The organism is Geovibrio ferrireducens, assembly GCF_026226615.1.
Taxonomy (GTDB): Bacteria; Chrysiogenota; Deferribacteres; order Deferribacterales; family Geovibrionaceae; genus Geovibrio; species Geovibrio ferrireducens.
This window is the reverse complement of record NZ_JAJAPB010000002.1, coordinates 261,329-273,150: the sequence shown is the minus strand read 5'-3', so window position 1 is coordinate 273,150 and position 11,822 is coordinate 261,329. Positions and strand designations below refer to the sequence as shown.

General features: G+C 46.5%; 9 protein-coding genes. 6 read left to right on the top strand and 3 right to left on the bottom strand.

Features of this window, described 5'->3' with window-relative positions:
• Nucleotides 1–87: 87 nt before the first annotated feature.
• Nucleotides 88–1,500 carry a response regulator transcription factor gene (locus tag OSQ85_RS03260; protein ID WP_265821266.1) on the bottom strand — a complete coding sequence of 471 codons (1,413 nt, stop codon included), beginning with the start codon at nt 1,498–1,500 and terminating at the stop codon, nt 88–90.
• Between the two features lie 183 nt (nt 1,501–1,683).
• Between OSQ85_RS03260 and OSQ85_RS03255 the strand changes: the two genes are divergently transcribed.
• From OSQ85_RS03255 to OSQ85_RS03245, 3 genes are all read left to right on the top strand, one after another.
• The gene (locus OSQ85_RS03255) at nt 1,684–2,394 is read left to right on the top strand and encodes a tRNA1(Val) (adenine(37)-N6)-methyltransferase (RefSeq protein ID WP_265821265.1); all 711 of its coding nucleotides are present in this window, start codon (nt 1,684–1,686) and stop codon (nt 2,392–2,394) included.
• A complete protein-coding gene (locus OSQ85_RS03250; protein ID WP_265821264.1) occupies nt 2,384–3,562 on the top strand; it encodes a class I SAM-dependent RNA methyltransferase in 1,179 nt (392 codons plus the stop codon). Before OSQ85_RS03255 ends, OSQ85_RS03250 begins: the two co-directional genes overlap by 11 nt.
• Before the next feature lie 203 nt (nt 3,563–3,765).
• Nucleotides 3,766–5,478 carry a methyl-accepting chemotaxis protein gene (locus tag OSQ85_RS03245; RefSeq protein WP_265821262.1) on the top strand — a complete coding sequence of 571 codons (1,713 nt, stop codon included), beginning with the start codon at nt 3,766–3,768 and terminating at the stop codon, nt 5,476–5,478.
• A 368-nt stretch (nt 5,479–5,846) separates the two neighbouring features.
• On the opposite strand, the gene OSQ85_RS03240 is transcribed toward OSQ85_RS03245, so the two are convergent.
• Nucleotides 5,847–6,194, bottom strand: coding sequence for a winged helix-turn-helix transcriptional regulator (locus OSQ85_RS03240; RefSeq protein WP_265821261.1), 348 nt, complete (start codon nt 6,192–6,194; stop codon nt 5,847–5,849).
• A 162-nt stretch (nt 6,195–6,356) separates the two neighbouring features.
• Here OSQ85_RS03240 and OSQ85_RS03235 point away from each other — a divergent pair, with 162 nt between their 5' ends.
• Nucleotides 6,357–6,980 (top strand): NAD(P)-dependent oxidoreductase, encoded by a 624-nt coding sequence (locus tag OSQ85_RS03235; RefSeq protein ID WP_265821260.1) that lies wholly within the window; start codon nt 6,357–6,359, stop codon nt 6,978–6,980.
• 35 nt (nt 6,981–7,015) lie between these two features.
• Here OSQ85_RS03235 and OSQ85_RS03230 read toward each other — a convergent pair whose 3' ends face one another.
• Nucleotides 7,016–7,990 (bottom strand): SLAC1 anion channel family protein, encoded by a 975-nt coding sequence (locus OSQ85_RS03230; RefSeq protein WP_265821258.1) that lies wholly within the window; start codon nt 7,988–7,990, stop codon nt 7,016–7,018.
• A gap of 197 nt (nt 7,991–8,187) precedes the next feature.
• Between OSQ85_RS03230 and OSQ85_RS03225 the strand changes: the two genes are divergently transcribed.
• Both OSQ85_RS03225 and OSQ85_RS03220 read left to right on the top strand, forming a co-directional pair.
• Nucleotides 8,188–10,239, top strand: coding sequence for an ATP-binding protein (locus OSQ85_RS03225; protein WP_265821256.1), 2,052 nt, complete (start codon nt 8,188–8,190; stop codon nt 10,237–10,239).
• A gap of 28 nt (nt 10,240–10,267) precedes the next feature.
• Complete coding sequence (locus OSQ85_RS03220; protein WP_265821255.1) at nt 10,268–11,482, top strand: HDOD domain-containing protein; 1,215 nt, start codon at nt 10,268–10,270, stop codon at nt 11,480–11,482.
• The last annotated feature ends 340 nt before the right edge of the window (nt 11,483–11,822 follow it).

The following is an 11,822-nucleotide window of genomic DNA, read 5'->3' as shown; positions in this document are numbered from 1 at the left end:
CATCGACCGAAAGGATGAAAATGCAAAAGAACTGTCTCGTCCTAAAGTATTAGAAGGCTTATCAGGGAAGGGTTTGATGGATAATGGCTAAATATTTGTTCTATTGTTGAGAAGAATGCTGAACAGCTCAGATCTGCTGTTAACATTGTATTTGGAGAAGATGTTCCGGGTGTGGGTTTTTACTGTGCTCTCACTGATAAACAGTTCATCCGCTATGGCTTTGTTGGATTTGCCTGTGAGAATAAGCCGCAGAACCTCTGTCTCACGGCTTGTCAGCGGTTCTGTTACACGGCTTTGTCCTGTGGCGGGTTTGTATTCATAATCAGCCATGCTTTCCTCATCAGACAGGTAGACATGTTTCTTAATCAGGGCAACAAGCATGCGGTTCAGAGGCGGCAGAAGAGCGAGGGTGACACACACGACAGACAGGGCAATTACAACTATTTCCGCATCAGAAAGGCGGGCGGAAGTCACTGTCATGCCGATTGTTCTGCCCAGAAGAATCCCAAGAACATTGGCAGAAAGCCCGATACCGAAGGTTTTGGCAGGGTTGTCAGTGTAATCAAGTATCTCTCCTATAATGCTCCACCAAAACAGGTCAAAAATACCGAAAGCACCAAGCATAAGGGTGTTGACAATCAGATAGTCGGCAGCATTTCTGCCGAGCAGTATAAAGCAGATAAAGGAGGCTCCAAGTGTAGCCATGCCTGTATATAAAACAACGGAGCGCTTCATCTTTGAGTAGAAGCTGCGCATAACAGTCAGAGCGATGATATAGGGTATCGACCAGTAAAGGCTTGCCAGTTCCGAGAGATGGGCAAAGGCAGGATTGACAACCTGATACATCAGGCCTGAGTTAATCGTTATGATGAAAATAAAAAGATACAGCATTATCATAGGTTTTTTAGTTCTGACCGTTTCTTTTCTTTTTACCGTTTCTGTCTCAGGAGTGAAATGTGCGGGATTCAGATTAAGGATAACGGTCAAGCCCGCTGCCAGAAATAGCAGTGCCAGAGCAAGCCCCGCAGAGGGAGATGTGTGCTCTGTTGTTATATTCACGATTATCATAAGTATATTTGAGAAGATAAGAAGATCCGCGCATGATTTTATACGTTGGTTTTTCGGAGTGAAAATCATAAGAAAATAGCCCCATGATGCCAGTGCGCAGCCGGAGGCGTAGTTAGCGGCTGTGAAACATACAGACCACAAAACAGAGGGTTCAAAGAAGAACGGAACGGCTGTAAGCAGGCAGACAGCCATCCCTGCTGTGGCGGTTCTGCTTGCCTGTTTCAGATTCCTCACAAAAAAGCCGCAGGAAAAAAGACCGGCAAACTGTGCCAGAATACCCGAAAAAATGTATTTTTCCGGGTCGGAGCCGAATTGTCCGGCAAGACCGTAGAATACCTGCCCCTCAAAAAGAAAGGACAGCGTAAATGAAAACATCAGAGAAAATCCGATGTTCGAGATCATACGGCTGTCTGCTGTTTTTAATATTTTCATCGGTTTTTTTCCGCACAGTATTTTTATTAGCAGTCAAACATTTTGCCTGAATTTCAGTCTTACGGGTGTTCAGTATTTTAAGCTTTATTATGCTGCCTTGTACAGTGAAAGATAATAATGTATTCTGCGTTTTTTTGTGTAAAAGATATTTCAACAATGGGGGATTTGCACTAGTATACGTCAATGAACAAAACCTACGATTCCATAGTCCGCAGGGACATTGTCATATGCCAGCCGGAAGAGGGCTTCCGCTTCTCTGTGGATGCGGTCATGCTGGCAGATTTCGTGCGTCCGTCCGCAAAATCAAAAACCATAGACATAGGCAGCGGCAGCGGCGTTATTGCTGCGCTTCTTGCTAAAGTTAAAGGCTACACGGATATAGATGCCCTTGAGCTTCAGGAAAATATGTTCTCCTGCCTGTGTGAAACAGTGGAGAAAAACGCTCTGGAAGGGGTAGTCAGGCCTGTTTTGGGGGATCTGCGCAGCTACAGGCCGGAGTTCCATTATGATGCGGCAGTCTGCAACCCTCCTTACAGAAAAGAGAGCTCCGGCAAAATTCCCCCGACACTCACAGAAAGGACGGCAAGGTTTAACGGGACAATGAGTCTGGACGATCTGTTCGGGTTCTGCAAAAGCTTTCTGAAATCCGGCGGGAGCCTGTCTGTCTGCATAGACAGCGACCTTCTGGCTGATGTTTTTGTGACAGCACGGAAGAACAGACTTGAGCCTAAGAGGATGCGCCTTGTCCACCCGGACGGGCAGACTGTGGCGAGGACAGCATTGATAGAGTTCAGAAGAGACGGAAAGGCGGAGCTAATCACTGAGCCGCCCCTTATTATGAGAATTAACGGCGAATATACAGAAGAGATGAGGAGAATAACAGGTGCGCTTTGAAACAGAGATAAGAGACACGGCATACGGCGGTTACGGCATAGGAACCTTCACAGACGGAAGGACAGCCTTCATACCGTTTACGGTAGAGGGTGACAAAGTCATTGCCGAGATGACCGAAGACAAAAAAAACTTTATTTACGCCAATCTGGTGGAGGTTGTGACCCCTTCAGCCAAAAGAGGTGAGAAATACTGTCCGCACATAGGCGTATGCGGCGGTTGCTCCTTCGGGCACATAGATTATGAAGCACAGAAAGAGATAAAGGCAAGGATAGTCCGTCAGGCTTTCAGAAATATAAAATGCAGCGTGCCTTCGGAAGTGGTTTCCGGTGAGCAGCTTCGCTACAGAAACAGAGTGACCTTCAAGGTTAAGAGCGGAAAGCTCGGTTTTTACGGCTTCAAAAGCCGTGATTTTATCGAAGTGGGGGACTGTCCGCTGGTCAGCGAAACTCTTGTGGCTAAATGCCGCGGGTTTGCGGAGGCAAACGCAGCAGATGAGATATATGAACTCTACGCTGTTGAAAACGGAAAAGGGGAATGCCTTGCCTCAGTGAAGGGGCTGGATTCGGACGATGTGAAATTTGTGAGTTTTGACGGAGTTTCCGGCAAAGACTTTATAATCGGTGAAGAATCTATCGAGATGGACACCCCTGCGGGTTCTATGCTCATAGGGGGCGACAGCTTCCTCCAGAGCAACAGGTTCCTCATGGGGGATCTCCAGAAAAAAGCCACCGACAGCGCTTCCGGTGTGAATGCCCTTGAGCTTTACTGCGGCAGCGGCTTTTTCACTCTCAGTCTTGCTGAAAAGTTCCGCTCCGTGACGGCAGTTGAAATATCCAAGGAGGCTGTCAGGCTCGGACAGAAACTTGAGCTTGCTAACGTGAGATGGGTTGCCGGGGATGTTACCAAGTTCCTCAAAACCTCCAAGGGCAGGTTTGATCACCTCCTTGCCGATCCCCCGCGCACGGGGCTTGAGAAAAGCGTAATCTATTTCATAAAGGATAAAAAGCCCGCAACAGTCACATATGTTTCATGCAACCCGACAACTTTGGCGAGGGACATAGCCAAGCTTCAGGACTTGTACAGCATAAAAGATTTTACAATCATGGATATGTTCCCCGGAACACACCATGTTGAGTGTGTGGTTTCTCTTTCACTGAAAAGCATATAAAGAAGAAAAAGTAAGTTAAGGCATAAAAAATATTGAAATACTGCCGATATATTAATCAGTGATGTGTTTTACTGCGCATATCATTATGAGTGCGCAGCAAAACGCGGGCTTCTTAAAAGGATAATTATTGTATTTATATCCTGATAGGGATAGAATGCCCGGATTACAGGGTTTTGTTATCACTGCCCTGAAGGAAGTTATTGATGAAAATCAGCCAGAAACTGTCAATTATTATTTTTCTGATTGTATTCTTCGGAATGAGCGCGCTTTTCTACGGAAGCTACATCAAACAGAAAAATGACTGGATCAACTTTGAGGTCTCAAAAGCGAGAGCTCTGGTGCTTGAAGCCGAAGCAGTGAGAGAGGCGATAGCTGATGCCGGAAGAGCCGGTGTTTATGACTATGAAGCTGCACGGAGCAGCGTGGACAAGTTCCTCCATACAGTGCCTATTTCTGTGGCCATGAATGTTCTTAAGGCCAAAGCGGATGAAATAGGCGTTAAGATGAAGGTCCCCAAGGTTTCCCCCCGAAATTCCGTTAACGAACCCGATAAAACTGATTTGGAAGTTCTGGATATGCTTACCCGTCTGGATAAAGGGACGGGCAGCACGCCGGAACATTACATAATAGACAAAGATCAGGACATAATCCGCTATTACAAGGCAGTGCGCCTTACCAAGGAATGTGAGATCTGTCACGGAGATCCGGCCACATCAATGGAACTCTGGGGCAATGATCAGGGGCTTGACCCCACAGGCGTAAAGATGGAAAACTGGCGCGCAGGGGAGATTCACGGAGCTTTTGAGATCATGATACCTCTCTCGCCGATAATCGACGGCGCAAGGATGGATGCTTTCCGCAATTATCTCGCACTGCTTGTTGTAATAGGCATACTCATTATTCTGGTCATAATGGTGAACAGGCTGCTTATTTTCCTGCCGCTCAAAGAGGTCAACAAGCGTCTTGCCACAATTGCTGCCGGTGATTTCAGGCTGATGTCCGCAAACACACGTAATGATGAAATAGGCGAGGTTTACTCCTCTCTTGATAAAATGAGCGCCTCCGTCCGGAATGTGCTTGAAACAGTGATAGAGTCGGTCAACAATCTGGCTTCAACCTCCGCAGAGCTTTCCAGCACCTCAGAGCACATAGCTCAGGGAGCAGTCGCTCAGGCAGAGGAGGCCGCAGCCACAGCTTCCGCAGTGGAAGAGGTTAACGCAACCGTTATTGAAGTTTCTCAGAATGCGAAAAACGTTGCTGTAAGCGCAGAGAACGCCAGACATTCCGTTGAGGACAGCCATAAGATAGTCCGCCAGACCAAGGTAATGATGGAGAAAATAGCCGAGGCTGTTATCCAGACCGAAGCCACAGTGCGGGAACTGGGCAAATCCAGCGAGCAGATAGGGCTTATAATTCAGGTTATTGACGAAATAGCCGACCAGACCAACCTTCTTGCCCTTAATGCCGCAATAGAAGCAGCCAGAGCAGGGGAGCACGGGCGCGGCTTTGCTGTTGTTGCTGATGAAGTGCGCAAGCTGGCAGAAAAAACAACCACTGCTACCAAACAGATAGCTGAAATGATACAGCACATTCAGGCAGATACCGGCGGCGCAGTCGCGGGAATGCGTGAAGGGGTGGAAAAGGTCGAAATCGGCAAGGAAAAAGCCGAGGAAGCCACGGAATCCCTTGATAAGACCCTGAGTGAGGTCGAAAACGTTTCCGGCGAGGTAACGCTTATTGCCCGTGCGACAGATGAACAGGCAAGCGCTATGGATATGATGACCAGAAGTATTGAGAACATATCCAGTGTTACTAAGGATAACTCTGTCGCCGCTTCCGAATCTGCAGACGCAGTCGAGCAGCTTAGCCGTCTGGCTGCTGATTTGCAGGAGCTTATAACAAAGTTTAAGCTGTAAAATGAGGGGGGAGCGGAAGCTCCCCTGACCTTTCAGGCTTGGCATTGCACAAAGCTGAGATTGCTTCACCCTTTCAGGGTTCGCAATGACGCAAAACAGTCGCGAGCGTGTACATCAAACTGACAGGGCTGCGCGGTTTAATGACAACAGTTTATGTCACTGCGAGGAGCGCAGCAACGTGGCAGTCTCTAAAATATACAGAGAGATTGCTTCATCCTTTCAGGGTTCGCAATGACGCAAAACAGTCCCAAGGACAGGGACTGCGCCGTGCGAAGCGAAGGCGGGTTCACCCCGCCGCGAGCGTGTACATCAAACTGACAGGACGTGCAGTTTGATGTTATTAAATGAGAGGATGGCTTAGCCTCCGATTATTCCGTATAAGTAACGGCTTCTCCTTTATTCAGAAAAATACCCGCCCAGTTGTTTATGCTGTCCATGATTCCTGAAAGTTCCTGTCCCTGCTCCGTGAGTGAATATTCCACCGCGGGCGGAACGGTTGGGAAAACCGTACGGCTGAGCAGCCCGCCGCTCTCCAACGCCCTGAGATTATCCGCCAGAACCTTCGAGCTTACTCCGGCAAGCTCTTTCTTTAGCTCTGAAAACCTTTTAGGGCTGCCGCTGAGACTGAGAATTATACCTGTCCTCCACTTGCCTTTTATGATTTCGGCAAAGCAGTTGAACGGGCATTCAAATTCCTTGAAGTTAAACACAAACATTCATCGTACCTCTGTGCGTTTATATAAAAATTATGACCGCAAACAGACCGAAGTCAACACTCAATACAAAAGTAACCTTAAGGTAACCTGATAATAAAATAGTGCCGTCTTACATTCCTGACGCATCGTGCATATATTAGCAGAAAACAGCAGGAGGATATTATGAAAATAGCGGTAATAGGCGCAGCAGGAAAAGCCGGATCAAAAATAGCGGCTGAGGCAAAAGCCAGAGGGCATGAGGTTACAGCGGTTGTGCGAAACAGGGCAAAGCTTACTGATCAATCGCTGAATGTTATAGAGAAGGATCTTTTCAGACTGACCCCGGCTGAGTTAGGCAGTTTTGACGCAGTGGTTAACGCCTTTGCTGATTTCACTGCCGAGGAGAATCTTTTTCTTAAGTCAGCGGAATATCTTGTCGGAGAGGCGAAAAAAAGCGGCAAACAGCCGTACCTTTTCTTCATCGGCGGAGCAGGCACTCTCACGGTGAACGGAAAAGAGATCTACACTCTCCCTGATTTTCCGGCGGCTTATTACACTGTTGCATCAAAAATGGCGAAGGCTCTTGAATATCTCAGGACTCTTGATGACGTGAACTGGACTTTTCTCAGCCCTTCGGCGGAGTTTACAGACGGAGAAAAGAGAGGCGCATTCAGGCTCGGCTCCGATGAACTTCTGGTTGATAAGGACGGCAGCAGCAGTATCACCACCGGAGACTATGCTACGGCGGTTCTGGATGAACTGGAAGCTCCGAAGCACATCAGAAAACGCTTTACAGCAGGCTATTAAGCACTCTGAAGGCAGGTTTTTGAACCTGCCTTTTCTTATTCCGGTACACAAACCTTGCCATTAACAGCCGCCGTGATTGTTTTGTAAACCACAGTGAGTATCACCGCCACAGTCATGGAGAGGAACAGCACGGACATCCATCTGAAAAGCCCGTAACCTGTCAGTTTATACATCAGGAGTGTGGAGATCGTCAGTGCGTCCATGGGGAAGGTGTACGCCCACCATGAAACGAAGAACGGAACCTTCCTGAAATGGCGGAACATGCTGAAAAGCATGAATGCTGTGAACAGACCGAAGTAGTAAAGAATACGGGCGAAGGAATCCAGACCTCCCGTCAGCTTGGTATATGCAAGAAAGCCCACTGCGGGCGGTGCGATCAGTATGAACAGAGTCGGCAGAAACTTGACCATAAGCTGTTCGTGAAAAATCAGCCTGTAGAACACAATAGAAAACAGCACTATCCAGAGTATTATACCCACAGAAAAGAAGAACCAGCTTATTTCAGAATTTGCATGCGTAACACCCGCCACAGGCACGAGTATGTTTCCCACCACAGGGATAAACCATGCCGGATTTTTGGTCTGAACCTTAAAATCGCTGAAAAACCAGATATTCAGTATGACAAATGTGAAGCTTATGTGCACCAGAGCCCCTATGTGCCACAGGGCCGATGACAGCGGCTGGTAAACTCCGTCATATCCTATGCTTAACAGAAGCATGGAGATGGAAACAGTGGGGAAGAAATTTATCCTCACCGGATGCCGGAACTCCTCCCTTACCTCATCCGGGTAGCGGTAAAATTTGAGAGCATAGGTAAAAAGAAGAAACACAAACCACACCGTCACAGCGGCAAGCAGAAATCCGCCTGCGTATGTCCGGGTGTGCATTATGTGGTCAAATCTCAGAAAAGCTATGGCAAGGCCTGTAAGCCCCATCACCGTTGCAAAAAGTGTTATGGGGAAAAACCTGAGCCTGCTGCCGGAAAGTGCATCTGCTGCGGTTGCTGACATTTCGATCTCCATGGAACTATATATTCAAAAAATAGAATATAGATCTTTGCGAATAAAAAGTCACTTCAATTCTATGTAATAATGAAAATAAATGTGTCACTTTAGAACGGGCATAACATTTAGGTTTTGTTATTATAGATAATTGTGTGTATTATTTAATAATAATTTCAGACAGCAGGTTCAGAAGAGGTTTACCGATGCCCTTTGAGAGGCTTTCAGTTTTTTCAGGTGAAATATTTTACGAAACCGACATTCTCAGGAGAATTATCAAAGTTTCCGGAGGAACAGAGCGTGTTCTGGAATATTCCGCAGAGGAGCTCATCGGCAGAACCATAGACAGCCTATACAAATATCCGTCCGTGAGGACAGCGGTTGAGGATTCCCTGTTCAGGGAAGGGCTGGCGGAGGAGGTTGCTGTCACCCTTGTAACCCGCACAGGGCAAGAGGTGAATGCTACGGAAAGCGTATTCATCATCCGTGATTCTGTAGGAAAAGCCGCAGGGTTCGAGGGGATAATCCGCAAGGTCAACTGCCCTGACTACACCTCCTTCTCCGGCGGCAGCGGCTACCAGAAAGTATTGCAGAACGTTATAGACAGTCTTCCCGCTGCGGTCTGCTGGAAGGATAAAAATCTCCGCTACACAGGCTGCAACCGCAGCTTTCTTGATCTCGCGGGTGTCCACAGCAGCGAAATGATTATCGGCAGGATGGACGAAAACCTTTTTCATGACGAGGAGTACGACAGATTTTCCAAAGGCGACAGAGAAATAGCCGCGGGCAGATGCTCCAGCTACAACTATGTTGAAACGGTTTACATAAACACCACAGGTGAGTTCCGCTGGTTTGACATAACAAAAACCGCGGTCAGAAACGAACGCGGAGTGTTTGCTGGCATAGTCTCCATACATGATGATATAACCACATGGGTAAATGCAGAACTGGGGATACAGAACAGGCTGTGGTTTGAGCAGCAGATCATGGAGATCTCAGCCGGGTTCATAAACCTTTCCGCGGAAGGGGTGGACTCCGGTATAAACAGTGCGCTGGAGAAAATAGGTACATTCGTGGATGCCGAGCGCTGCTGTGTATTCAGTATGGATAAGGACAGCATGAAGGCCTCCATCACCCATGAATGGACAGCCCCCGGTGTGCCCAGTCTGATGAACAGGATGAAGTCCGTCTCCCTGCTTAATATGGAACTGCTCTCAGAAAAGCTTGCGGACAGAGAGATAATTAATATAACATCCCTCAGCGGCTATAAAAAATGCTCAGAGTATGAGCGTGATTATTTAAACTCCATGGGGGTTAAGTCGCTTATTATTGTGCCTATGATTAAAGAGGGTAAGTCCATAGGCTTCATGACCTTCTCATCTCTTGAAAAAGAGAGGGAATGGGACGATGATATTGTCTCCCTGCTTACCATAGTCAGTGAAATTCTTGTGAATGTGCTGGACAGAAAATACATGCAGGAAGAGCTCATGGAGCTTTATTCACTGATGGAAGATAAGGTCAGGCTGGAAGTCGAAAGGAATATGGAGCATAAAAAACTGCTTATTCAGCAGTCCAAGCTGGCCGCAATGGGCGAGATGCTCGGCAATATTGCCCACCAGTGGCGCCAGCCGCTGAATGCGCTGAATCTTTCGTTCTTTGAACTGAAATATATAAAAGACTCCGGTGAGCTTACTGACGACAAGCTCCGGGATATACTGGACAGGGTGAACGCCCTGATACAGCAGATGTCTGCCACTGTGGACGATTTCCGCAACTTTTTCAGGGAGAACAAGGAGCAGACCGAGTTTCTCCTCGCAGACTGTGTGAGAAAGGCTCTGTATCTTGTACAGGCATTTTTTGAGGAACACCGGATAACGGTTGATCTCCGTGTGGACAGTGAACTCACGGTTATGGGTTATCCCGGCGAGCTTGCTCAGGTTTTTCTCAATATTCTCAACAATGCCAAAGACGCGCTGAGTGAGAAAAATATAGCTGAGCCCCATGTGCTTGCCCGTGTTTTTTATGAAAACGGCAGAGCAGTTGCGGAGATAGAGGACAACGCCGGAGGAATAGAGGAAGATCTTCTGGAAAGAATATTCGAGCCATATTTCACAACGAAACCCGAAGGGAAGGGGACGGGGATAGGGCTGTATATGTCTAAAATGATAGTGGAGAACAGCATGCCCGGCAGGCTTTATGTTCGCAACACGGACAAAGGGGCATGTTTCAGGATCGAACTGCCGAGCCTTCAGCAGTAAGAAGAATAAGCTTATTTAAAGGAAGAAAATGGCTGATACCATACTTATTTGCTCTGAAAGAAAGATTCTTAATTATTACAGCTCAATGCTTGAAATACTCGGAGTCGAGCATGAGGCTTTTTCATTCTTCACCCGCGGCTTCCGCAGGCTGCTTGAAACGCGGGGCTTCCGCAATGTGTTTATAGTTCTTCTTGATAAAAACGAGTTTATAAGCTTTTCCAAGCTTCAGGATCATATTAAAGACTCCACCCAGAGCATATACATGATTCTGGCGGATAAAGAGCTTGATAAATACTTCATGCATAAAAGCTACGAAATAATTTACCATAATCAGGTAATGCGCCCGTTCGAGCAGGTTCTTGTGGCGGGCAAGGTTTGCAGACCCCTTGAGGCCGCAGCTCCCCAGAAGAATAAGGAAGGCATATTCGATTACATTAAAAAGATTCTGGATAAGGGGGATGTAATCCTCCCCATGAAAAAGGACATAGCCTTCCAGATGCTGCCCATTCTTGAGTCTGACGATGTGACAATTCAGGAAATAGCTGTAATGTCCAGAACCGATCCGGGCATACACGCAGGGCTTATCAAGCTTGCCAACTCTGTTCACTACAGCGGGCTTTTTACTGATATAAAGGATATTGAAAGCGCCATAGTCCGCATTGGAACCATGAATATAAAAATGTTCCTTATCAATTATATAAACGTTGCACTTGCTTCAAACAAGGAGCTTATGTTCCATAAGGAGATAAGCGATGCAGTGGAAGAGAGCATAAGGGTAGGCTGCATAGCGCATGTTCTGGCCGATGTCCTTAAATTCTCAGGTAAAAAGATTGTTTTCTCTATCGGAATGATCCACCGCATAGGTTATATATTTCTTCTTGCCGTTCTCTCTGATTATCTGGAGGGGGAAAGTGTTGATGCCAAAGACAGCGAAAACTACAAGCGTCTTGCGGATCATAACTCCGTGAATGCAGGTATCGCCCTGCTTATGAAATGGAAGTTCAAGCCTGAGTTCTATATGCCTGTTCAGTTTCAGGACGAACCTTTTAAATGCAAGTTTCAGAATGAGGCTAAGATTCTTAAGATGGCCAAAATCCTTCATGAATATTTCCGCATACCGGAACAGGATATAGCGGCGACCTTCCTTATGAAAAACAGGATAAACCTCACAAAAAACCAGCTTGATAAAATAAGGGACGGTTCTGATGAGTTTTACCTCCAGACAAAAATGATATTTAATTAATTTTTTTTAAGCCTTCCTTATAATTGTTAAACCGCGCTTATCTTTGCTCCTAAAACACACCCGATACTTTTACGCCTTTTCAAATATTTGATAATAAATGCTAAAATCGAATTGTCATAAACATGACAATGACTTTGCGTGTTCTGATAATTTTAAAATTGTATTCAAGTATTATTTTAATATTTGTCATGGGGCTTTAACCTTCGTTTCTAATCATTGACATCTGTTTTGACTCATATTATAAGTTCTTATGGCGGTAAAACACAAAAGGGAGATTTACCGTATTTACCGGAGCGGAGTCATTCCCGCAGCGGCACATACAGGCGCAGTTTATTAAGGG

What these genes read in the sequence shown, in the direction of transcription:
- OSQ85_RS03260 (WP_265821266.1), bottom strand. Translation starts at nt 1,500, where the DNA reads ATGAAAATATTAAAAACAGCAGACAGCCGTATGATCTCGAACATCGGA.
- OSQ85_RS03255 (WP_265821265.1), top strand. Translation starts at nt 1,684, where the DNA reads ATGAACAAAACCTACGATTCCATAGTCCGCAGGGACATTGTCATATGC.
- OSQ85_RS03245 (WP_265821262.1), top strand. Translation starts at nt 3,766, where the DNA reads ATGAAAATCAGCCAGAAACTGTCAATTATTATTTTTCTGATTGTATTC.
- OSQ85_RS03240 (WP_265821261.1), bottom strand. Translation starts at nt 6,194, where the DNA reads ATGTTTGTGTTTAACTTCAAGGAATTTGAATGCCCGTTCAACTGCTTT.
- OSQ85_RS03235 (WP_265821260.1), top strand. Translation starts at nt 6,357, where the DNA reads ATGAAAATAGCGGTAATAGGCGCAGCAGGAAAAGCCGGATCAAAAATA.
- OSQ85_RS03230 (WP_265821258.1), bottom strand. Translation starts at nt 7,990, where the DNA reads ATGTCAGCAACCGCAGCAGATGCACTTTCCGGCAGCAGGCTCAGGTTT.
- OSQ85_RS03225 (WP_265821256.1), top strand. Translation starts at nt 8,188, where the DNA reads ATGCCCTTTGAGAGGCTTTCAGTTTTTTCAGGTGAAATATTTTACGAA.
- OSQ85_RS03220 (WP_265821255.1), top strand. Translation starts at nt 10,268, where the DNA reads ATGGCTGATACCATACTTATTTGCTCTGAAAGAAAGATTCTTAATTAT.